General features: G+C 71.7%; 17 protein-coding genes. 2 read left to right on the top strand and 15 right to left on the bottom strand.

The window, feature by feature from the left end; genetic code table 11:
• The first annotated feature begins 7 nt into the window (after positions 1 to 7).
• A complete protein-coding gene (locus tag ACF08F_RS35280; RefSeq protein ID WP_392302629.1) occupies positions 8 to 2,107 on the top strand; it encodes a PQQ-binding-like beta-propeller repeat protein in 2,100 nt (699 codons plus the stop codon).
• Positions 2,108 to 2,142: 35 nt separating this feature from the next.
• Here the strand turns inward: ACF08F_RS35280 and ACF08F_RS35275 are convergent, their stop codons facing one another.
• From ACF08F_RS35275 to ACF08F_RS35205, 15 genes are all read right to left on the bottom strand, one after another.
• A complete protein-coding gene (locus tag ACF08F_RS35275; RefSeq protein ID WP_392302628.1) occupies positions 2,143 to 2,796 on the bottom strand; it encodes a hypothetical protein in 654 nt (217 codons plus the stop codon).
• Positions 2,797 to 2,801: 5 nt separating this feature from the next.
• Positions 2,802 to 5,120, bottom strand: a complete 2,319-nt coding sequence (locus ACF08F_RS35270; protein ID WP_392302627.1) for a hypothetical protein — start codon at positions 5,118 to 5,120, stop codon at positions 2,802 to 2,804.
• A 51-nt stretch (positions 5,121 to 5,171) separates the two neighbouring features.
• The gene (locus ACF08F_RS35265; protein ID WP_392302626.1) at positions 5,172 to 5,540 is read right to left on the bottom strand and encodes a hypothetical protein; all 369 of its coding nucleotides are present in this window, start codon (positions 5,538 to 5,540) and stop codon (positions 5,172 to 5,174) included.
• A gap of 93 nt (positions 5,541 to 5,633) precedes the next feature.
• Positions 5,634 to 6,884 carry a type VII secretion-associated serine protease mycosin gene (gene mycP, locus ACF08F_RS35260; RefSeq protein ID WP_392302625.1) on the bottom strand — a complete coding sequence of 417 codons (1,251 nt, stop codon included), beginning with the start codon at positions 6,882 to 6,884 and terminating at the stop codon, positions 5,634 to 5,636.
• Between the two features lie 17 nt (positions 6,885 to 6,901).
• Positions 6,902 to 8,407 carry a WXG100 family type VII secretion target gene (locus ACF08F_RS35255; RefSeq protein WP_392302624.1) on the bottom strand — a complete coding sequence of 502 codons (1,506 nt, stop codon included), beginning with the start codon at positions 8,405 to 8,407 and terminating at the stop codon, positions 6,902 to 6,904.
• A gap of 95 nt (positions 8,408 to 8,502) precedes the next feature.
• On the bottom strand, positions 8,503 to 8,973 hold the full coding sequence (locus ACF08F_RS35250) for a hypothetical protein (protein ID WP_392302623.1): 471 nt from the start codon (positions 8,971 to 8,973) through the stop codon (positions 8,503 to 8,505).
• A gap of 120 nt (positions 8,974 to 9,093) precedes the next feature.
• Positions 9,094 to 11,421 (bottom strand): xanthine dehydrogenase family protein molybdopterin-binding subunit, encoded by a 2,328-nt coding sequence (locus ACF08F_RS35245; RefSeq protein WP_392302622.1) that lies wholly within the window; start codon positions 11,419 to 11,421, stop codon positions 9,094 to 9,096.
• Complete coding sequence (locus ACF08F_RS35240; RefSeq protein ID WP_392302621.1) at positions 11,418 to 12,926, bottom strand: (2Fe-2S)-binding protein; 1,509 nt, start codon at positions 12,924 to 12,926, stop codon at positions 11,418 to 11,420. The genes ACF08F_RS35245 and ACF08F_RS35240 overlap by 4 nt, the downstream gene beginning before the upstream one ends.
• On the bottom strand, positions 12,923 to 13,798 hold the full coding sequence (locus ACF08F_RS35235) for a xanthine dehydrogenase family protein subunit M (protein WP_189503526.1): 876 nt from the start codon (positions 13,796 to 13,798) through the stop codon (positions 12,923 to 12,925). The genes ACF08F_RS35240 and ACF08F_RS35235 overlap by 4 nt, the downstream gene beginning before the upstream one ends.
• Before the next feature lie 249 nt (positions 13,799 to 14,047).
• Positions 14,048 to 15,688, bottom strand: a complete 1,641-nt coding sequence (locus ACF08F_RS35230) for a beta-N-acetylhexosaminidase (protein ID WP_392302620.1) — start codon at positions 15,686 to 15,688, stop codon at positions 14,048 to 14,050.
• A 4-nt stretch (positions 15,689 to 15,692) separates the two neighbouring features.
• Positions 15,693 to 16,541: a carbohydrate ABC transporter permease gene (locus ACF08F_RS35225; RefSeq protein ID WP_392302619.1), complete on the bottom strand. Its 849-nt coding sequence runs from the start codon at positions 16,539 to 16,541 to the stop codon at positions 15,693 to 15,695.
• Positions 16,538 to 17,548, bottom strand: a complete 1,011-nt coding sequence (locus ACF08F_RS35220; RefSeq protein ID WP_392302618.1) for a carbohydrate ABC transporter permease — start codon at positions 17,546 to 17,548, stop codon at positions 16,538 to 16,540. Before ACF08F_RS35220 ends, ACF08F_RS35225 begins: the two co-directional genes overlap by 4 nt.
• Positions 17,549 to 17,556: 8 nt before the next feature.
• A complete protein-coding gene (locus ACF08F_RS35215; protein WP_392302617.1) occupies positions 17,557 to 18,861 on the bottom strand; it encodes an extracellular solute-binding protein in 1,305 nt (434 codons plus the stop codon).
• Between the two features lie 248 nt (positions 18,862 to 19,109).
• Positions 19,110 to 19,397, bottom strand: coding sequence for a DUF3039 domain-containing protein (locus ACF08F_RS35210; protein ID WP_024761666.1), 288 nt, complete (start codon positions 19,395 to 19,397; stop codon positions 19,110 to 19,112).
• A gap of 30 nt (positions 19,398 to 19,427) precedes the next feature.
• Positions 19,428 to 19,988 carry a YqgE/AlgH family protein gene (locus ACF08F_RS35205; RefSeq protein ID WP_392302616.1) on the bottom strand — a complete coding sequence of 187 codons (561 nt, stop codon included), beginning with the start codon at positions 19,986 to 19,988 and terminating at the stop codon, positions 19,428 to 19,430.
• A gap of 309 nt (positions 19,989 to 20,297) precedes the next feature.
• On the opposite strand from ACF08F_RS35205, the gene murA reads away from it, so the two are divergent.
• Complete coding sequence (gene murA, locus ACF08F_RS35200) at positions 20,298 to 21,638, top strand: UDP-N-acetylglucosamine 1-carboxyvinyltransferase (protein WP_266966371.1); 1,341 nt, start codon at positions 20,298 to 20,300, stop codon at positions 21,636 to 21,638.
• Positions 21,639 to 21,695: the final 57 nt, after the last annotated feature.

Below are 21,695 nucleotides of genomic sequence, written 5' to 3'. Positions count from 1 at the left end.
ACCCTTCGTGACCACGCAGCCCCTCGCCACCGGCGACCCGCTCCGGCTCGGCCCGTACCGCCTCCTCGGCGTCCTCGGCGAGGGCGGCATGGGCAAGGTGTACGTCGGCCGGGACGCCTCCGGCACGCCCGCGGCCGTCAAGGTCCTCCGCCCCGAGCTCGCCCACGACCAACACCTCGCCCAGCGCTTCGTCCGCGAGGCCGACATGGCGCGGGCCGTCACGAGCCCGGGCGTGGCCCGGGTCCTCGACGCGCAGACGGAGGGCGGGCGGCCGTGGATCGCCGCCGAGTTCCTCGCCGGTCCGACGCTGGACGTCGCCGTCGGCTCGTACGGGCCGATGGACGTGCCGACGGTGCGGGCGCTCGCCGCCCACCTCGCCCGTACGCTCCACGACATCCACGCCGCCGGGCTCGTGCACCGCGACCTGAAGCCCGCGAACATCGTGCTCACCTCGACCGGGCCGCGGATCATCGACTTCGGCATCGCCCGCCCCGAGCACGGGCTCACCCTCACGACGACCGGCCAGATCCCGGTGACCCCCGGCTACGGGGCACCGGAGCAGGTCCTGGGACAGCGCGTCGGCCCGGCCTCCGACGTCTTCTCGCTCGGCGCGGTCCTCGCGTACGCGGCGAGCGGCCGGCGCGCTTTCGATGCCACGCATGTGGCGGCGGTGCAGTACGAGGTCGTCCACGGCACCCCGGACCTGAGCACGGTGCCGCCGGAGCTCCAGGAGCTGATCGGCCCGTGCCTGGCGAAGGACCCGGCGTTCCGCCCGGCTCCGCCGCAGGTCGTCCAGGCCTTCGCCCCGCCGAAGGGCGCCGACCGCGCCTGGCGCAAGGGCCCGCTCGCCGAGGACATCAAGCGGCGCGAGACCTCCACGAAGCGCCTGGCGGCCCCCGAGGAGACCGCCGTCCCCGGCGGGCGCCCGTCCCGGCGCCGCTTCCTCACGGGCGCGGCGGTGACCGTGGCGGTCCTGGGCGCCGGTGGCGGGGCGGGGGCCTGGTGGCTGAACCGCGGCGAGGAGAAGTCACCGACGGCCGATGTGCCACCCGCCGTTCCGACCCCGGAAGCGGCCTTCGTCTCGATCATCGACACGGCGTACGGAGAGGTCCCGAAGCCCCTGTGGGGACCTGTCGACATCGCGGCCGACGAGACGGAACTCCCGTTGCCTGTGCGGGACGTGGTGGTCGTGCAGGCGAAGGCGGGCGGGCTGCTCGCGCTCGCCGTCAAGAACGGCAAGGAGCGGTGGCGGGCCGAGGAGATCGACACCGCCGCGGGTTACTTCTCTGTCGCCGGCCGGCTTGTCGTGGGCGTCGACAAGAACGGAGTCGCGCACGCCTTCGTCGCCTCCACCGGCAAGCCCGTCTGGCAGACCCAGAACGACGTCGACCACCTCCTCGCCACCGACGACACCCACGTCTACCTGGTGTCGAAGGACAACGAGCTGCGGGCGATCAACGCGTGGACCCTCGCCACGGCCTGGACGCGCCCGATGACGTCGCCTCGCGTGTCCGTCGGCGTCGCGAAGGCCGCCGTGGGCCGCAAGCGGCTCGTCATCCACGGCCGGGACGGGCATGTCGCCGCGCTCTACACCGAGACCGGCGAGACGGACTGGGAGATCAAGAACCAGGGCACCGCAGGCCAGGCCCCCGTGCTCGGCGACAACATCGCCTACTTCGGCGGCCGCATGCTCACCGCCCGCCGCCTCGACCGCGGCGACTTCCTGTGGGAGGAGGACGCCAGGAACGACGTGGGTCCGGGCTGGAGCACGCCGGCTGTCGACGGCGACTTCGTCATCGCGGCCGACGGCTACAACATCTACCGCTACAGCACCATGCTGGACATCCGCCACCCGGTCTCGGACTGGTACGACGTCCTCGACGGCACGGGCCTGGGCACGGTCAATCCCCCTGTGGTGTCGGGCTCGACGATCTGGGTCCACGCGCCCGACAACAGTCACGTACAGGTCCTCCACCAGAAGACCCACGAGCACCTCTTCGAGGCGAAGATGAAGAACGACGGCGCCTACCAGCTGGCGAGCGACGGCAACCGCGTGTTCATCGCCCGTGGCGGGCGGCTCTACGCCATGCCGGTCTACGGCCAGTAGAGCGGTGGGGGCGGGTCCGTGCTCGCCCCACCCGCTCAGGAACGCCGCGCGGGCGGCACTCCCTCGACCAGTCCGGGGTCGGCGCAGCCCAGCGCGGTGGCCACCTGGCGGGCCGTCGCGTTGGCCAGCGTGATCAGCCGGGTGCGCTGCTCCAGGTCCGTCTCCGGGACGCCCGCGGGGCCCCAGACGGTCGTCTCGACGACGATCTCGTGGGCAGGTGCCTCGGGGCGGCAGGAGAAGTAGACAGAGCCCAGGCCTGAGGAGGAGAAGGCCTCAAGTCCCGAGTCGTAGGAGGTCACCTTCTCGGCAAGCTTCGAGTTCAGGTACGGGCCCTTCCCCACCGCGCCCACCTCGATCTTGAGGTCCTTCTGGCCGCCCTCTGCGGGTCGGAGGCCGCAGTACGTCACCGGCTGCGGCCGGTAGGAGTCGGACCACTCCTCGGCGGCGCTGTCGCGCAGGGCGGTGAGGGCCTCGTCCGGCTTCGACAGGTTGTCCTCGTACCGCTCGGTGCCCAGGACGGCCTTGAGGGCGGCCGCGACGGGCGCGCCCTTCGCGAAGCCGCCGCACGCCTCGGCCGCCGTGAGGCCCCCGGTCTCCTCGGTGCCGTCGCCGCCGTTCCCTCCGGAACAGCCCGTGAGGAGGGCGGCCACGGCCACGGCCGCCCCGATGCCCGCTACCAGGGTCCTCATGCCGGTCACTTCTTCTCGTACGGGTCGGGGAGCGAGTTGTCGCGGGAGTGCATGCGCGAGTCCCGGACGTACTTGACGAGCTCCTCGTCGAGGTAGTTGCGGTCCCGCTCGCTCCAGCCGGGGGCGTTCGCGTAGGCGATGCCGGGCCGGAGCGAGTTCTCCTTGCCCATGGCCAGGGCCTCGTCCTTGAGGTCGTCCGACTTCTTCTTGAGCAGTTCGTCCTTCTCGTATTTCTCGGCCATGTCGTCGGCCTCCATGCCGATGAACGTCACCACGGCCCCGCCCACGGTCTCGGCCGCCAGCGGTACGAGTACGCCGCCCGCGCCGCCGGTCAGGGCGACGACACCGCCCGCGGCGACCGCGCCGACCCCGAACTTGACCCATTCGGTCGTCTTGCCGACGGCCTTCTTGTGCTCCTCGGAGTCCTTCTCGTAGTCCTTGTCGATCTGCGCCATCCGGGACTCGTCCATGATTCCCTGCGCCTCGGACCCGATGCGCAGAGTGGTCCGGGCGTCGGTGAGGTCGCGGTCCTCGAAGGTGGATCCGGGCTTGGGGCCGACCTCGTCCAGGACGCTCGTCGTGTAGAGCATCTCGGCCGCCGAGAGGGTGGAGTGCCCGGTCTCGCTCTGGGACACGATGCCCATGAAGTTGACGGCGTCGCCGCGGTTCCAGAGGAGCCCGGTGTCGAACTCCTCGCCGAACCGGGACTTGCCCTTGTCGTCGTTGTTGCCGAAGGGGGAGTTCTTCTTCTCCTCCATCGTGGTGTCGCTGTCCGTCTCCAGGGAGCGGTTCAGCTCGTCGATGTAGGCCGCGCCCATCTTGCCGAGGCTGTCGTCGATGCCCTTCTGCTCGTGCATGTACTTCGGGTCGCTGCCGTACAGCTCGACGACCTTCTGCATGACCTCCGCGTTCTCCTTGGTCCGCACGTCCTTGAGACCCTCGGTCTCGGCGTCGTACGGATGGCCGGTGGTCGCGGATTCGAGGGCGTGGCCGAGCGCGTTGTAGCCGGGCTCCTTGGTCCTGTCGCCCTTGTCGTTCAGCTCCTCGGGCCACTGCCGGTCCTTGGCGAAGTAGTCGAACGGGTCGAGCTTCTTGTTGTCCTTGGTGTTCTCGGGCGTGGTGTCGATCTCGCTGTTGAAGAAGTCCGTCGACGCCTTGGGGTTGTGCCCGAGCGCCTCCATGAAGCCGATCATGGGGTCGTTGCCCAGGTCGCCGCCCTGCCAGTTCAGGTGGCTCGGCATGCCGTTCATCTGCCGCCAGGCGCGGTCGGCGGGCAGCCGTCCGTCGTGCGTCATCTTCCGCTCGGTGACGACGAGACCGTTGCCGTAGTCCTTCAGGAACTTGTCGTCGTAGTCGCCGACCCGCATCAGGTTGCTCATGACCTGGAAGCCGTACGGGCTGGTGCCGCGCGTCTGGATCGGCTCGGCGCCGGACTTGATGACGTCGGACTTCCACTGCTCCATCTCGGGGCTGGTGGAGTGGGTGGCGGTGGCGAGCGTCATGCTCCAGTTGGTCTGGAGCTCCTTCAGCTTGTCGCGGTGGTCGACGCCCAGGCGCGAGCCGTCGCTCGGGTCGCCCATGTCGGCCCAGTACTCCATGCTGCCCTTCGGCCCGACCTCCAGGGCGAACTTCTCGGCGAAGTACGGGTCCTTCTGGTTGGCCTTGAAGAGGGCGTTGAGCCTGTCGATCTCCGCCGGGGTGGCCTCGTCGCCCTTCTTGTACAGCTCGTAGGCGGCGTGCGCGTCCTCGGCGTCCTGCGCCTTCGAGGCGGCGGCGAGCGAGTCGTAACTCGTGCCGGCGAAGTTGTTCTTGTCGTTGCCCACCAGGCCGCGGAGCGCGCGCGAGGCCACGTCGTCGGCGTTGTTCGCCCGGTCGACGGCGGCCTTGATGGCCGAGCGCACGGCCTCGAAGTCGGCCTGCTCGGGCTTGGGCCCGTCGTAGTCCTTCGCCCGCCGGTCGGGGTGGATCAGATGGCTGACGACACCGTCCTGGTCGATGCGGATGCCCTTGCCGGGGGCCTCCGCGACGAGCTTCTCCAGCTCGCTCTTCGCGGCGGAGAACTCGGACTCCGCGTCCCGCAGGATGTTGCGGATGCTGGTCGCCCCGATGAGGGCGTCGCCGAACTCCTTGGCGGTCTTCCGGACGAACTCCTGGGTGACCCCGGCGTTCTCGCCCTTCCAGTCGGCCTTGTCGGCCTTGCCCTTCAGGCCGGACTCGGCCTTCTCCTTGGACTTCTCCAGCTTGGACACCGCCTCCGACCAGACCGTGGCCGCCTCCTTGAGGCTGCCGAGCCTGGCGTGGAGAACCTGGTCGAACTTCAGCATCTAACGTCCCTCGTCAGCCGTTGCCGTGCCGTGCGCCGTGCCGTCGTCGGCTTACTTGAAGTGCTCGTTGATCGTGGACATGGAGAAGTTCGTGACCAGAACTTCCTCATGGTTGGCGTGGCTGATGACCGTGTCCTCAAGGTGGTTGTGGATGTGCGCGCAGGCGCTGAGGAGCGTCTCGGCCTGGCCGCGCCAGGTGTCCCACATCGTCCACATCGCGGATCCCGTCTGGAACCCGTCGCCGTCGAGGCTCTTGGCCGCCGCGTCGGTCTGGGCGCCCGCGTGGAAGGCGTCCCGCTCGAACCAGTGGAAGAGCTCCTGGGCCTCGTTGCCGATGGCCTTCAGGTCGGCGGACGTCACCTTGTAGTCACTGGCGCCGCCGCCTCCGCCACCCTCGGCGGGCACGCCGTTGAGCCTCATGGCAGCTGTCTCGCTGCGGACTTGGCCCCACTCCTCGTCGAACGACATCTACTTCCCCAGGTGAGTCATGGACGTTCAGCGGTACGGGCGGTCTCAGCCCCGCCGCGAACGCAGTACGGGTACGGCGACGCCGACCCCCAGAAGCACGGCCGCACCGATCCCCAGCCCGATCCAGAGCCCGGCGTTCCCGCCTTCCTCGGCGGCGGCCTGCGGGGCCGGCGCGGGGGCGGCGGAGGTCTCCACCGGCCCCGGGTCCGTCGGGTTGGTCTCGGGGGCGGAGGGTGCGGCGGTCGCGGTCTCGGGCGCGGCCTCCGTGAGGTCGTCGATCGGCCGGACATCGGCCGGGCCGGGGTCGCCGGGAGTCTTCAGCGTACGGAGCGGGCGGACGGCCCCGTATCCGAGGTAGTCACTGCGCGCCTCGTCCCCGGTGGGCTTGGAGATCGTGTTGAGCATGACCTTCAGGACCTGGTTGTTGGTCCAGTCGGGGTGCTTCGACCAGAGGAGAGCGGCGGCGGCGGAAGCGAGGGCGGTGGCGTTGCTGGAACCGCTGGACTTGCACACGCCCGTACCGCCACCGCAGGCATGCACCGTGTCCTTGCCCGGGGCCACGATGTCGACCTGGTCACCGTGCTGCGACATCGGGACGTGGTTCCCCTTGTTGTCGACGGCCCCGACGCCGACGACGCCGGGCGTCGCCGCCGGGTACATGAGCCTGTTGCCCTTCTCGGCATCGTTGCCGACACCGGCGAAGACCAGAGCGCCCTTGTCGAGCGCGTACTTCACGGATTCCGTGAGCTTCGGCGAACCCTCGCCCACTGCCATCGAGATGTTGACGACCTTGGCCCCGGAGTCGACGGCGTAGCGGATGGCGTCGGGCACCACGCGGTTGAACTCCGCGTCGGCCGCCGCCTGGCTCTTCTTCCCGCTGTCCCCGCCCGGAACACGCACAGGGAGGATCTTCGCCCCGGGGGCCAGACCGAACGCGCCGTTGCCGCCGTCGCGCCCACCGGTGCCCGCGATGAGCCCCGCCATGCCGGTTCCGTGGCCGTTGTAGTCGGTGTACTCGTCACCCGGTTTGTCCGTGGCGAAGTCCTTGCCCTTGAGAACCCGCCCCCGCAGGTCGGGGTTGCCCTTCTCCACGCCGGTGTCGATCACGGCGACCGTGACGCCCTTGCCCGTGCTGAGCTGCCAGATCTCCTCGGCGCCCATGGCGTCCAGGTGCCATTGCTGGTCGCGGATGCCCGCCGCCTGGGCAGGGACGGAAGCGATGCCCACCAGCAGCATCCCCAAGGCGGCCGAGGCGGTGGCTCGGGCACGGCTCCGACGCATACTGCTGGTAGACATCTGCTTCCTCGCGCTGATCAGTCGATGACGGGCGGCGCCACGCGGCGGTTGCCCTGCTGCCAGGTCTCCTCGTCCTCGACAAGGTAGTCGGGACGCTCTCCGTTCGTGTCCTCGCGCTCACGGCCGGCCGGTGTCGTGGCTCCGCGCACGAGGCCGGAGCCGCCGGGCGTGAAGGGACGTGCGCCGCCCGCGGCCGCACCGCCCGCGGCAGCGCCGGGGCGCTGGGCCTTGCCGCCGACGACCCCGCCGGTCTCACCGGCGAGCCGGCGGCCACCGGTGACGCCGTTCTGGCCGGCGCCCATGCCGCCGCCCAGGGAGCTGCCCATGCCGCCGCCCATGGGGCCGCGGCCCATGCCCGTGCCGTTGCGCGCGCCCTGCTCCGTACCGATGACGGTGCTGCGGGGAATGCCGGTCGCGGGACGACCGTGCGTGCTCTGCACCTGACGTCCACCGCTGATGCCCTCGCGGGCAACGTTCGGTCCGAAGGTGCGCGGGCCGCCGGTCACCGGGCCCCGCGGGTTGCCGTTGCCTCCGCTGATGGGCGGGGTGGGCGTCAGAGGCCCAGGGCCGCCCTTGCCCGTGAACGGCGGCATGTTCGTGGTCACGAACGGGGGCGTACCGCCGTCCTTCGTGATCGGCGGCGGCGTGCCCTGCGTCGGCGGGGTGGGCGTGGTCTGCGTCTGGGGCGGCAGCGTTTCCACGCGGTCGATGTTCAGGTCCGCGGGGGGGACGTCGGGCTTGACCTGGATCGGCACGTCGGGCCTGTCGCCGGGCCTGACCTCGTTCGGCGGCCTGGTCGGGTCGCTCGTCGGCGGGGTCACCGTCGAGTCGGGCGTGGTCCGGCCGTCCGGCTGGGTGCGCGTGTGGGACGTCCCCGTGTCGGATCCCGTACCCGTCGAGCCCCGGTCACGCTGGCTCGAGGACCCGACGTACGAGGACTCGCCACCGACAGTGCCGTCCTGCGCGGGCACGAACGCCCCCGGCGGCGGCGGGAACGTCGGCGGGACGGCGCCCTTCATGTTGAAGCTCGACCACTGGTAAGCGGACGAGAGGCGCTCCATCTCGGCGGCCGCCGCCTCCTTGTTCGCCTTCTCCTTCGCCTCGATGGCCGCAAGCTCCTCGCTCGCCGCCATCTGGGACCGGGCGTTGGTCGCGATCGTCCGGGAGTCGGGGTCGTTGCGGTACTTCAGCGCCGCCTCGAGGTTCGCCTTGGCGGACTCGTGGGACGTGTACCGGGGCATGGCGCTCTGCGCCGAGGCGATGGCGGAGGAGTTCTCCTGCATCCACTTGGCCCCGGCCTCGCTGTAGTCGGCGAGGCCCTTCGTGGAGTTGGCCACGCTGTTGGCCCACTCGGCGAAGGCCTTCTCGGCCTCGCCCTCCCAGTCCATGCGCTGCATGGCGGTGCGCAGGTCGGCGGCGATCCGCTCCAGTTGCCCCGCGACCGACTTCAGTCGCGCCGCCGCGTCACCGACGTAGTAACTGCTGGCCTCGTCCAGCCATGCCAGCATCTGCTGATGGGACATGCCGCGGAAGTTGGTACCTCCGCCGCCGCCTCCGCCCTCTGCAGGCCTCATCTCTCGCCTCTTCCCCGTGTCCCCGAAATTCCGTCCACGACCGCCTACTTGAAGCTGCCGCCATCCTCAAGACCGGTGCCGCCCTCGCTCGCCGGCGCGCCGCGGCCCGCTTCCTTGTCGGCCTTCTCCTTGGCGTCGAAGGTCCGCTGGTGGATGCCGATCATCTTGCGCTTGATGTCGTCGTCCATCTCCTCGAAGCCGTTCTTCGAGGCGACGACCGCGATCCCCAGGCCTTCCAGGCAGTCGTTGAGCAGGCCGGAGAGCTCCACGAGCCGCGAGAGGGTGCCGTCGTACGCCGCGTAGGCGCCCTGGGCCTCGCCCCAGGCCGCGCCGCCGCCGCCGAACTGGGTGCGGGTCACCGGGTCGGCCTTCAGCTGGCCGGCGCCGGCGCCCGAGCCGTCGAGTTCCTTGATGAGGGCCTCGACCCGCTTCCTGAACGTCTCCATGGAGTCGGCGCTGTACTTCACGGCCTGCGCCCGCATCCCGGACGCCATTCCACCGACGTAGGCTTCCATGCCCGCGCTCCTCCCCCGTGTGAACACCAGTGCGCTTCTCACCAAGTCTAGGAGTTCACTGTAGTCAGGAACGACGACAGTGCGCACCTCCCGGTTGCACAAGCAACGGACATCACATGGTTACGAATTGGGTACGGCGACCGCCGCCTGCGGGCGGATCGGGAGGCGATTGACGGGCCGTCCGGTCGCCGCACGCACCGCTGAGGCCACTGCGGCCGGTGAGGTGACGACCGGTACCGCGCTCGCCGCCTTCGCGCCGAACGGCGCCACGACGTCCCGCTCTTCGACGAGTTTCACGATGCGAATGTCCGGGGCATCCAGGGATGTCGGAAGTGCGTAGCCGGTGAAGTCGGGGTGCCGGACCAGGCCGCGGGCGGTGCGGAGGTTCTCCGTGAGGGCCGCGCCGACGCCCTGGGTGACGCCCGCCTCGATGCGGACGGCGAGCTGGGCCGGGTTGAGGATGCGGCCGACGTCCTGGGCGACGGCCATCTCCACGACCCGGACCGCGCCGAGTTCGATGTCCACGTCCACCACCGCGCGGATCGCGCAGAAGGCGAGGCCGACGAAGGCGTCGCCCTGGCCGTCCTCGTCGAGCGGCTCGGTGGGGTGGGGGCGGCACTGGGCGGTGGCCCAGAGTTCCTTGCCGTCCATCGCCTCCGTGACCGTCGTCGACAGGACGCCGTCGTACGAGGTGATCTTGCCGTCGGTGATCTGGAGCAGCTCGGTCGACATGCCGAACTTGTGGGCCAGCGGCTGGAGGAGCTGCGTGCGGACCATCTTGGCCGCGCGCTCCACCGCCCCGCCCGAGACCCAGGTGTGGCGGCCGTGGGCCGACGGGCCGGCCGGCGGCTGGTCGGTGTCGACGGGCGCGACCTGCACCTCGTCGATGCCGAGGGTCTCCTGCACGATCTGGCGGGCGAGCGTCGAGAAGCCCGAACCGGTGTCCACGGCCGAGCAGATGACCGTGGCCACCCCGTCCACGACCCGTACGGTCGCCGTCGAGACCTCGTCCATGCCCTCCGCGCCCAGCATGTGCACCATGCCGAGGGCGTAGCCGACGCCCCGCCGCACCGCGCCGGGTTCGCCCGCGCCCTCGGGGCCGCCGGGCAGCAGCCAGTCGTCCTCCGGGGTGTCCTTGGGAAGCGCCGGCAGCGGGAAGTCCCGTACGGCGGAGAGGAGTTCGGCCACGGGGGCCGGGCAGGTCACGGTCTGGCCGGTCGGCAGGATGTCGCCGGTCGCCATCACGTTCCGCATGCGCAACTCGGCCGGATCCAGGCCGAGTTTGGCCGCGAGTTTGTCCATCTGCGCCTCGTAGGCGGCGCAGACCTGCATCGCGCCCTCGCCGCGCACGTGCCCGGACGGCGGGTTGTTCGTCCGGACCGCCCAGCCCTCGACGAAGGCGTGCGGGACGACGTACGGGCCGCAGGCGAAGGCCACGGCCGCGGCGAGCGACTCGGACGAGGAGTCGGCGTACGCGCCCGCGTCGAGCAGGATCTGCGCCTCCACCTTCACCAGGTGCCCTTCCGCGTCCGCGTGGTGGCGGTAGCGCAGCAGGGTGGGGTGGCGGTGGGCGTGGCCGAGGAAGGACTCCTCGCGCGTAGCGGTGAGCTTGACGGGGCAGCCGGTACGGAGCGCGAGCAGGCCCAGCGGGATCTGGAAGCCCGGGTCCTCCCGGTCTCCGGTGGCGCCGGGGACGCCGGTCACGACGACCTTGACCTGCTCGGGCTGGAGGCCGAAGCAGGCGGCGGCCAGGTCACGGTCGGTGTGCGGGTCGGTCGAGGCCGTGTACAGCTCGACGCCCCCGTCGGGGCGGGGGACGGCGAGGCCGGCCTCGGCTCCGATCGGTGCCGGGTCCTGGCGGCCGATCCGGTAGAGGCCCTCGACGATGACCTCGCCGGTGGCCTCCGGGTCGCCGAAGCGCAGCGGGATGTGCCGGATCAGGTTGCCGTCGGGGTGCAGCGCCTCGGCGGCGAAGGCCTTCTCGGGGTCGGTGACCGGGTCGAGGACCTCGTACTCGACGCTGATCGCGGCCGCGGCGAGCCGGGCCGTGTCGGGGTGGTCGGCGGCGACGGCCGCGAGGGCCTCGCCGTGGTGCCGGACCAGGTCGGAGGCGAAGACGGGCCGGTCGGCGATGCGGCGGCCGTAGGTCGCCGCGCCCGGGACGTCGGCGGCCGTCACCACGGCCCGTACGCCGGGCATGGCCGTCGCGGCCGTCGTGTCGACGGAGACGATCCGGGCGTGCGGGTGCGGGGAGCGCAGGATCGCGGCCCAGAGCAGGCCCTCGGCCCACAGGTCGGCGGCGTACGGGAAGGTGCCCTCGGTCTTCGCCCGTGACTCGGCCTGCGGGAGCGAGGCGCCGAGGCCGTGCGCGGCCGGTTCCTGGTCCGGTGTCCCGGGGGTGTCCAGGAGGGGGGGAACGGGAATGGCGGTGGTCGCGTCGCCTGTCACGCCGTGCCTCCGTCGTGCGTGTGGGGGATCTGGTGCGGTACGCGGGGTTCGGCCGTGTCGGGCCCGTGGGGTGCCGTGGCCGCGGCGGCGGCCTCGCGCTCGGCGACGACGTCCCGTACGGCTTCGAGGACGCCCCGGTAGCCCGAGCAGCGGCACAGGTTGCCGGCGAGGGCCTGGCGGGTCTCCAGCTCGGTGGGGGCGTGGTTGCCCTCCAGGAGGTCGTGCACGGTCATGCACATGCCCGGGATGCAGAAGCCGCACTGGACGGTGCCGCACTTCGCCATCGCCCGCTGCACGTCGGACGGCTCGCCGTCGGTGGCGAGGCCCTCGACCGTCCGCACCTCGGAGCCGGCCGCGGTCGCCGCCGGCACCAGGCAGGAGGCGACGAGCCGGCCGTCGACCTGCACGTTGCACGCGCCGCACTCGCCCTGGGAGCAGCCGTCCTTGGCCCCGGCGAGGCCGAGGCGCTCGCGCAGGACGTAGAGCAGGGACTCGCCGATCCAGGACCCGGTGACGGGCCGGTCGGTGCCGTTGACCCGCAGGGTGTACGAGGTGTGGGGGTGCTCGTCGCTGTCGGTGGAGGCGTACGCGGCGGACGCGGGGGCCGCCGCGGGGACGGCCTCGTCGGCGGCCGCCGCGTCGGGCCCCTCGGCCGGGGCGTCGGACGGGGTGCCGTCGGACGGGACGTCCGCCGGGGCCTCGGCGCGTACGTCCGCCGGGTCCTCCGCCGGTGCTTCCTCCTCGGCCGGCTCCTCGGCGCCGGCGCTCTCCTCGGCCGGCTCCTCGACGACCGGCTCCGCCGGCAGCGCCCAGGGCGCGGGCGCGCCGCCCGGCAGGGTCGCCGGGGCCTGGTCGTACGAGGGGGCGAGCGGGAGCTCGACCGGCTCGGGTGCGGCCGTGTCGGGCGCGAACGCCTCAGGCGCGGCCGTCTCCGGTGCGAACGCCTCCGCCGCGGGGGCCTCCTGCACGGCGGCCGAGACGTCCCACTGGCCCGTGGAGCCCGCCGCGCCCGCGAAGTTCCACTCCGCCGTCGCGTGCGGGTCCCGGCCGAACGCCTCGGCGTGCCGGACGTACTCCGCGTGGTCCCCGTACTCCGCCTGCTCGACGTGCTCACCGTGATCGACGTGCTCACCGTGCTCGACGTACTCGCCCTGCGTGAAGTACTCGGTGCCCTGGCTCTGGCCGAAATCCTGCGCGTGCTCGACCTGGCCGAAATCCTGCACCTGCTCGACCTGGTCGAAGTGCTGGACCTGCTCCGCCTCCGTCGGCAGGTGCACGTTCCACGTGCCCGTCGCCGCGGGGTCGTTCGCCGCCGCCGGGGTGAGCGGCTGCAGCGGCATGATCATCGGCGGTACGTAGCCGTGGCCCGGCGCCTCCAGGGGCACGCCGTCCAGCATGAAGTCGGGCGGCAGCTGGACGAAGGCGGTCGCGTCGCCGTCGTACCCCTCGCTCTGCGGGATCGGCTGCCAGCCGCCCGGGTTCCCGTGCTGTTCGTCGTCGCTCATGCCAGTGCCCTCCCCAGTGCCCGTCGGGCGAGTGCGGCGACGGTGCGCCGCAGGTGCAGTACGGCGGGCGGCAGCTGTTCGTCGCCCTGCGGGTCCGGAATGCAGGCGGCGGCGACGTACTCGCCGAACGCCGTGAGCGCCTCCGGGGCCAGCCCCCGGTCGTTGTCCCAGTCCACCAGCGAGGCGATCCAGCGCTCCGCCTCCAGCGGGCGCAGGGGCATCGGGGCGACCGCGCCGACCGCGCAGCGCACCCCGCGCCGGGCCGGGTCGAGGACGACGGCGACCGAGGCGGTGGCGCGGGCCGGGCCGGTGCGGCCGGTGGCCTTGAGGAAGACCTGGGGGGCGTGGAGCAGCGGGACGCGGACGAAGCCGACCAGCTCGCCGGGGGCCAGCAGGTCGCGGCCGGCGAGGAGGTGGGAGACGGGGATCTCGCGGCTGCCGAGCGGGCCCAGGACGACGAGGTCGGCCTCCAGGGCGGCGAGCACGGGCAGCGAGTCGCCGGTCGGCGCGGCGGTGACCACGTTGCCGCCGAGGGTGCCGGCGTTGCGGATCTGGGGCGGCCCGGCCGCGCGGGAGGCGGCGGCGAGCGCCGGGATGAGGGCGGCGAAGTCGGGGCGGCCCATCCGGGCGTGGGTGAGGCCCGCGCCGAGGAGGGCGTGGCCGTCCTGGTACTGCCAGCCGCGGATCTCGTTGATGCGGCTCAGGCCGACGAGCCCGGCGGGGCGGAGCTGACCTCTGTTGACGGCGGCCATCAGGTCGGTGCCGCCGGCGACGGGCACGGCGGCCGGCATGGCCGTGAGCGCCGCCACGGCCTCGTCGAGCGAGGCGGGCAGCGTCACGGACTGCGCCGTCTGTGGTGCGTGCGTGGTCAACCCGCTGCCCCTTCCCGGTGTCCCGGTGGTCCCCGACTGTGCCCGGACGTCGCGCCTGCTGTCACGTCTGCGGTCGCGCCTGCGTGTGGGCGTACCGTACGTGCTCACAGGCCGGACGTGGCAACTCTGGCACATCTTCCGAGCCGTCCGGCGCGAGGGTCCACGAAGGACTGTTCCGCCCGTGACGCCCCAGGAGGGACCGTAACTTCCCTTTCGCCGCTCTTGGGTGAACCGGGGACGCGAGCTGCCTCACACGATCGGGGGCGCCCCCTCCAGGGGCCTGCCGAGCACCCCCGGACGCCGCTGCCAGGGGTGGGGTCCGGCGGGCGGCCGGTAGTCGACGCCGAGGGCGTCGAGGCGCCGGTAGTGGGTGCGCATCCGGCGCTCGAAGTCCGGCAGGTCGCGCTCGTCCGGGGCGGGCAGCGCGGACCAGGCGACCTCGGCGAAGGCGGCGAGGCGCGGGAAGACCTGGTAGTCGACGCGGGCCCGGTTCTCCATGACCTCGGTCCAGACGTTGGCCTGGGTTCCCAGGATGTGGGCGGCGGCCTCCGGCGAGAGACCGGGCGGGACGGGCTCGAACCGGTAGACGTCCTCCAGGGTGCGGACGTACCCGATGGGCATGGGCTCGTCCTCGCCCGGGGCCTGACGGTGGTCCAGGTAGACCTGCTGCTCGGGGCACATGACGACGTCGTGGCCGGCCTCGGCGGCGGTGATCCCGCCCGCGTACCCCCGCCAGGAGGACACGGCCGCGCCCTCCGCGAGGCCGCCCTCCAGGATCTCGTCCCAGCCGATCAGGCGTCGTCCGCGCGCGGCGAGCCAGCGGTCGAAGTGGCGGACGAACCAGGACTGGAGGCCGTCCTCGTCCCCGACGCCCAGCTCCCGGATGCGGGCCTGGGCGGCCGGGGAGGCCTTCCACTGGTCCTTGGGGCACTCGTCGCCGCCGATGTGGACGAAGGTGGACGGGAAGAGGCCGAGGACCTCCTCCAGGACGCCCTCGTAGAAGCGCAGCACCTCCTCGGTGGGGGCCAGGACGTTCGGGTTGACCCCCCAGGTGTCCCAGACGGTGAGCGCGGCGGTGTCGACGACGTCGGTGTTGCCGAGCTCGGGGTAGGCGGCGATGGCGGCCTGCGCGTGGCCGGGGAGATCGATCTCGGGGACGACGGTGATGTGCCGCTCGGCGGCGTACGCGACGATCTCGCGGATGTCGTCCTGGGTGTAGAAGCCGCCGTGCGGGGTGTCGTCCCAGAGGGGCGAGGCGCGGTGGCCCCACTTGCTGCGGGGCCGCCAGGCGCCGACCTCGGTGAGGCGGGGGTGGCGCCTGATCTCGATGCGCCAGCCCTGGTCGTCGGTGAGGTGGAAGTGGAAGACGTTGAGCTTGTGGGCGGCGAGCAGGTCGAGCTGGCGCAGGACGTCGTCCTTGGGCAGGAAGTGCCGGGAGACGTCGAGGAGGAGCCCGCGCCAGCCGAAGCGTGGCCGGTCCTCGACGGTGATCCGGGGCAGTTCCCACTTCCCGTCCGTCACGGGCGCCCTGCGGTACGCCTCCGGGGCGAGGAGCTGCCGGAGGGTCTGGGCCCCCCAGAACACCCCGGCGGGGCCGCCGCCCTCGACGACGACGGCCGCTCCGGGGCTCTCGGTGGTGAGGCGGTAGCCCTCGGGGCCGTGCTCCCGCTCCACGTCCGCGCTGATCCGCAGCCGGACCGCGTGCGGTCCCGCGCCGTCGGCCAGGGGCAGTCCGGTGGCGGCGCCCAGGGCGGTGCGGAGCCAGCGGGCGGTGGATTCGGTGCCGGGTCCCGCGTCGAGCGCGGTCCGCTCGTCGAGGGGGACGGCGCCGCCGGTGGACGGGCCCGTCACGAGGAGGGGTACGGGGATCAGGGCGTGCTCTGCGGTCATCGCGTCAGTCCTTCACCGCCCCGCCCAGTCCCGAGACCAGGCGGCGCTGTACGAGTACGAAGAAGACGAGCACCGGGAGGGTCATCACGGTCGAGCCGGCCATGATGCCTCCCCAGTCGTTCTCGTCGGGCTTGAAGAAGACGAGGAGCGCCATCGGCAGGGTCGACTGCGAGGTGTCGCTGATGAGGAACGACTTCGCGAAGAGGAAGTCGTTCCAGGTCGAGATGAACGAGAAGACGCTCGTCGCCACGAGGCCGGGGAAGACCAGCGGGAAGAGGATCTGCCAGAGGAAGCGCGTACGGCTCGCGCCGTCGATCTGCGCCTGTTCCTCCAGGGCCTCGGGGACCGCCCGGACGAAGCCCCGGAGCATCCAGATCGCGAAGGGCAGCGAGAAGGCGAGGTGCGGCAGGATCAGCGAGCCGAGGGTGTTGAGCTGTCCGAAGTCCCGCATGAGGAAGAACAGCGGGATGGTGAGCGCCTCGACCGGCACCATCTGGGCGACGAGGAACATGATGAGCAGCGTCGTCCGGAACCGGAAGCGGAACCTCGTGACGGCCGTCGCCGCCAGGAAGGCGATGAGCGCGGAGGCGAGGACGACCGTGCCGGCCACGACGAGCGAGTTCAGGAAGTAGCGGCCGAACTCCTGCTGGTCGAAGACGCGCCGGAAGGAGTCGAGGGACGGGGAGAGCGTCCACGGCCGGGGGTGGGCCGACTGGATCTCGCCCGCCGGCTTGAGGGCCGAGAGGACCATCCAGTACAGCGGGAAGGCGACGGCCGCGGCGACGAGCAGCGTGACCGCCTCGGCGACGAGCCGCCCGGGCCGCCGGACGCGGAAGGTGGTCGGGGCGCTCACAGTTCTTCTCCCTGGCGTCGCAGGAGCCGGAGGTAGACCAGGGTCACGGCCAGCAGGATCAGGAGCATGACCACGCCGATCGCCGAGCCCAGGCTGTACTGGGACGAGGCGAAGGCCTTCTGGTACGCGTAGACGTTGAGGACGAGGTTCTGGCCGGCGATGCCGCCGCCGTTGGTCATCACGTAGATCTGGGTGAAGAGCTTGAAGTCCCAGATGATCGACTGGATGGTGACGACGACCAGGATCGGCCGGAGCATCGGCGCCGTGACCGAGCGCCAGATCCGCCACTGCGAGGCGCCGTCGAGGGCGGCGGCCTCCAGGACCTCGGACGGAACGGCCTGGATGCCCGCGTAGACGGTGACCATCACGAACGGGAAGGAACACCAGACGACTTCGAGGAGGACGAGGGCGAAGGCGCTGTACCGCCCGTACGTCCAGGAGAAGTCGCCCAGGCCGAGGAGCCGGTTCACCGGGCCGAAGTCGGGGTCGAAGAGGAAGACCCAGACGGTGGAGCCGGTGACGGCGGGCGTGGCCCAGGCGCCGAGCGCGGCCACCATCAGGGCGAGCCGGGGCAGGGCCCGGACGCGGGTCAGGAGGACCGCGAGGGCGCAGCCGACGGCGAGCGTGGTGACGACGCAGACGGCGGCGAAGAGGACGGTGGTGAGGAGGACCTGCCAGAACTGGGGGTCGGTGAAGAGGGCCGTGTAGTTGCCGAAGCCCTTGAAGTACGTGGGTTCGCCGCCGCTGACCTGGGCCTGTGTGTACTCCAGGAAGGAGATGAGGCCGAGCTGGTAGACGGGGTAGACGAGGAGTCCGCCGATGACGACGAGGGCGGGCAGGAGGTACAGCCAGGGGGTCCAGGCGCCGGTGCGGCGCCGGGCGGTGCGGATGCGTGCCGGGGCGGGCGCGGGGGCACGGGGGGTGGTCCGCGTGCGGCCCCGGGGGGCCGGGAGCTTGGCGGAGGTCGTGTCGGGGCGGGTGTCGGGGCTGGTGCCGGGGGTCTTCATGCGTGCGCTCAGCTCGTCGGCGCGAAGGCCGCGTCCATCTTCCTCGCGGCGTCGTCGGTCGCCGCCTTGACGTCCTTACGGCCGCTCACGACCTCCTGGAACATCGTCGGCAGGACGAGCGAGGAGTCGATCTGACCCCAGCCCGGTGACGCCGGGACGAACCGGGTGCCGGCGTCGAGGGTGTCGATGAAGGGCTTCACGAAGGGCTGGCGCTGCGCGGCGGTGGCGCGTACGTCGGTGTAGGTGGGCAGGAAGCCCATCGCGTCGAAGAGCTTGCCCTGGGTGTCCTTGCCGGTGAGGGACTTGAGGAGGTCGACGGCGAGGGTGCGGTGCGAGGTGCTCTTGAGGACGCCGATGTTGTTGCCGCCGGCGAAGGCCGGGGCGATCGAGCCGGGGGCCGTGCCGGGCAGCGGGACGACGGCGTACTTGCCCTTGACGGTGCCGGCCTCGACGGCCGCATGGCTGAAGTCGCCGCCGATGGCCATGGCCGCCTTGCCGGAGGCGAAGGCGGTGACGGTCGCGTTGCCGCCCATCTGGGCGCACTTGGCGGCCGGGCAGTTGTCGTCGCCGAAGAGCGAGGCGTACGTGGCGACGCCCCTGCGGGCGGCCTCGCTGTTGACGGCCGCCTTGTAGGAGCCGCCCTCCTCGGTGGCGAGTTCGCCGCCGGCGGCCCAGACGAAGGGCATGGCGCCGTAGGTGTAGGCGCCGCCGACGGCGATGCCGTACAGGTCGGGCTTCGCCTTGCGGATCTTCTTGGCGGTGGAGACGAGTTCGGCCTGGCTCTTGGGGGCGGTGAGGCCGAGCTCCTCGAAGACGTCGGTGCGGTAGTAGAGGGCGCGGAGGCCGACGAAGAGCGGGGAGCCGTAGACCTTGCCGTCGACGGTGACGGACTTGCGGGCGGTCGGGTCGGTGTCCTTGGCCTCGCCCCAGGCCGCGAACTCGGCGCTGATGTCGGCGAGTCCGCCGTCCTTGACGTATCCGGCGGTGTCGGTGTTGCCGTACTCGATGAGGTCGGGTGCGGACCTGGGGTCGTTGAAGGCGGCCTTGACGCGCTGGGCGCGGGTCTCGACGGGGATGTACTCGACCTCGACCTTCGCGCCCTGGTGGCGCTTCTCGAAGGCGGCGACGGCCTGGGCGACGACCTGCTCCTTGGGCTTGTTGCTCACCTCCTGGAAGAGCCAGACGCGCAGGGTGCCGCTCTTCTCGTCCGCCGCGGCCTTGCCGTCCGAGGTCTGGGGCGCGCAGGCCGTGGCGGTGAGGCCGGCGATCAGGAGTGCGGCGGCCGGGGCGGCGAGGCGGGCAGGAAGCTTCATGGGCGGATCCCCTCCAGGTGCGTTGCAACATACGCAATGAGCGTTTCGTTCTGCACAACACGCGTGAGGTTAGGCGGGGTTCCGGTGAGCCGACAAGAGGTCTCGACCACCTCAACCACTCCGTGACCGGCGAAAGCACCCTGTGCAACGGGGCGGGGGGACGCGGAACCGCGGAAAAACGCGAAACGGCCCCCGACGCACGTACCGAAGTACGCACGACGGGGGCCGCCCCCGACGTCAGGACCCGCTTACTTGTCCTTGCCGCCCTTGTCCTTGTCGCCACCGCCGGCGCCCATGGACTCGTAGATCTCCTTGCACATCGGACAGACCGGGTACTTCTTGGGGTCGCGCCCCGGTACCCAGACCTTTCCGCACAGCGCCACGACGGGGGTCCCGTCGAGGGCGCTCGCCATGATCTTGTCCTTCTGGACGTAGTGGGCGTAGCGCTCGTGGTCGCCGTCACCGTGGGACACCTGCGGAGTCGGCTCCACGAGGGTTCCCGTACCTGCCCCGCGCTCGGGCTCGAGAGTGCTCATAACCGCCAAGGGTACTGAAAGCCGTGGGGCTCAGTTGAGGGACGGGTCGTCGGGGTACGTCGCGATCATGGCGAGTTCACCGCGCTGGCGCCGCAGCACCTGCCGCCAGAGGGTCTCGGGGTGCGGCGCGGAGACGTCGCCGGGCTCCGACTCGACCACGTACCAGGCCCCCTCGCCCAGCTCGGACTCCAGCTGGCCGGGGCCCCAGCCCGCGTACCCGGCGAAGATCCGCAGCGAGCCGAGGGCCGGTCCGAGCAGCTCGGGCGGGGCCTCCAGGTCGACGAGGCCGATCGCCCCGTACACCCTCCGCCAGCCGAGGGGGCCCTCGTCGCCGGGGATCACGGCGACGCCGAGCGCCGCGTCGAGCGAGACGGGGCCACCCTGGAAGACGACGCCGGGTTCGCCGGCGAGCGGGGCCCAGGGCGCGAGGATGTCGCCGACGGTCACCGGCGTGGGCCGGTTGAGGACCACGCCGAGCGAGCCCTCGTCGTCGTGGTCGAGCAGCAGGACGACCGCGCGGTCGAAATTCGGGTCCGCCAGCGCGGGGGTGGCCACGAGCAGCCGTCCTGTGAGCGAGGACACCTCGGTCATGCGACACATGATCCCGCATCTTCGGCGTTCGCGGGCGCTGTCGGGTGCGATCGGGGTGCTGCGGCGGAGGTCCGGCGGGAAGTCGACGGCCTTCGCAGCTCAGGAGGGCGCGGGAGGCCGTTCCGTACGGGCGCGGTGCGGACGAACCGACACAAGCGGACGGTAACGCTCCGCAAGATCACGGGAACAGAGGGTGTTGTGCCGAATTCATTACATCTGACAGGCCCCCTGAGGCACCCAAGAGAGGTCTCATGGCCCTTTACCCTTTTCTCTGGCCACCCGACCGACCGACTCCGGAACGCGAGATTCATGACCGGCACAGACGATGTCCTGCTTGTCCACGGCGGAACCCCGCTGGAGGGCGAGATCCGCGTCCGCGGCGCGAAGAACCTCGTGCCCAAGGCGATGGTCGCCGCCCTGCTCGGCAGCGGCCCGAGCCGCCTGCGCAACGTGCCCGACATCCGTGACGTCCGCGTGGTCCGCGGGCTGCTCCAGCTGCACGGTGTGACGGTCCGCCCGGGCGAGGAGCCCGGCGAGCTCGTCCTCGACCCGACGCACGTCGAGTCCGCGAACGTCGCCGACATCGATGCCCACGCCGGCTCGTCCCGCATCCCCATCCTCTTCTGCGGCCCGCTGCTGCACCGCCTCGGCCACGCCTTCATCCCGGGCCTGGGCGGCTGCGACATCGGCGGCCGGCCGATCGACTTCCACTTCGACGTCCTGCGCCAGTTCGGCGCCACGATCGAGAAGCGGGCCGACGGCCAGTACCTGGAGGCCCCTCAGCGCCTTCGCGGTTGCAAGATCCGCCTCCCGTACCCCTCGGTCGGCTCGACCGAGCAGGTGCTGCTCACGGCGGTGCTCGCCGAGGGCGTCACCGAGCTGTCGAACGCGGCCGTGGAGCCCGAGATCGAGGACCTCATCTGCGTCCTGCAGAAGATGGGCGCGATCATCTCCATGGACACCGACCGGACCATCCGGATCACCGGTGTCGACCGTCTCGACGGCTACACCCACCGGGCGCTCCCGGACCGCCTGGAGGCGGCCTCCTGGGCGTCGGCGGCGCTGGCGACCGAGGGCAACATCTACGTGCGCGGCGCCCAGCAGCGCTCGATGATGACCTTCCTCAACACCTACCGGAAGGTGGGTGGCGCCTTCGAGATCGACGACGAGGGCATCCGCTTCTGGCACCCGGGCGGCTCGCTCAACGCGATCCACCTGGAGACGGACGTGCACCCCGGCTTCCAGACGGACTGGCAGCAGCCGCTGGTCGTGGCCCTGACGCAGGCCTCCGGCCTGTCCATCGTCCACGAGACGGTGTACGAGTCGCGCCTCGGCTTCACCTCCGCGCTGAACCAGATGGGCGCTCACATCCAGCTCTACCGCGAGTGCCTGGGCGGCTCCGACTGCCGCTTCGGCCAGCGGAACTTCCTGCACTCGGCGGTCGTGAGCGGCCCGACGAAGCTCCAGGGCGCCGACCTGGTCATCCCCGACCTGCGCGGCGGCTTCTCGTACCTGATCGCGGCGCTGGCCGCCCAGGGCACGTCCCGGGTGCACGGCATCGAGCTGATCAACCGCGGCTACGAGAACTTCATGGAGAAGCTCGTCGAGCTCGGCGCCAAGGTCGAGCTCCCGGGCAGCGCGCTGGTCTGACCGGCCCGCCCCGCACGACCCCGGGACCCCCGGCACCGCGTGTGCCGGGGGTCCTTG

This window comes from Streptomyces sp. NPDC015130 (assembly GCF_043080005.1).
Taxonomy (GTDB): domain Bacteria; phylum Actinomycetota; class Actinomycetes; order Streptomycetales; family Streptomycetaceae; genus Streptomyces.
This window is presented reverse-complemented; position numbering and strand designations above follow the sequence as displayed.

Coding starts and splice junctions, on each gene's coding strand:
- ACF08F_RS35220 (WP_392302618.1), bottom strand. CDS start 17,548: ATGAAGACCCCCGGCACCAGCCCCGACACCCGCCCCGACACGACCTCC.
- ACF08F_RS35205 (WP_392302616.1), bottom strand. CDS start 19,988: ATGACCGAGGTGTCCTCGCTCACAGGACGGCTGCTCGTGGCCACCCCC.
- murA (WP_266966371.1), top strand. CDS start 20,298: ATGACCGGCACAGACGATGTCCTGCTTGTCCACGGCGGAACCCCGCTG.
- ACF08F_RS35215 (WP_392302617.1), bottom strand. CDS start 18,861: ATGAAGCTTCCTGCCCGCCTCGCCGCCCCGGCCGCCGCACTCCTGATC.
- ACF08F_RS35250 (WP_392302623.1), bottom strand. CDS start 8,973: ATGGAAGCCTACGTCGGTGGAATGGCGTCCGGGATGCGGGCGCAGGCC.
- ACF08F_RS35210 (WP_024761666.1), bottom strand. CDS start 19,397: ATGAGCACTCTCGAGCCCGAGCGCGGGGCAGGTACGGGAACCCTCGTG.
- ACF08F_RS35275 (WP_392302628.1), bottom strand. CDS start 2,796: ATGAGGACCCTGGTAGCGGGCATCGGGGCGGCCGTGGCCGTGGCCGCC.
- ACF08F_RS35270 (WP_392302627.1), bottom strand. CDS start 5,120: ATGCTGAAGTTCGACCAGGTTCTCCACGCCAGGCTCGGCAGCCTCAAG.
- ACF08F_RS35265 (WP_392302626.1), bottom strand. CDS start 5,540: ATGAGGCTCAACGGCGTGCCCGCCGAGGGTGGCGGAGGCGGCGGCGCC.
- ACF08F_RS35230 (WP_392302620.1), bottom strand. CDS start 15,688: ATGACCGCAGAGCACGCCCTGATCCCCGTACCCCTCCTCGTGACGGGC.
- ACF08F_RS35240 (WP_392302621.1), bottom strand. CDS start 12,926: ATGAGCGACGACGAACAGCACGGGAACCCGGGCGGCTGGCAGCCGATC.
- mycP (WP_392302625.1), bottom strand. CDS start 6,884: ATGTCTACCAGCAGTATGCGTCGGAGCCGTGCCCGAGCCACCGCCTCG.
- ACF08F_RS35255 (WP_392302624.1), bottom strand. CDS start 8,407: ATGTCCCATCAGCAGATGCTGGCATGGCTGGACGAGGCCAGCAGTTAC.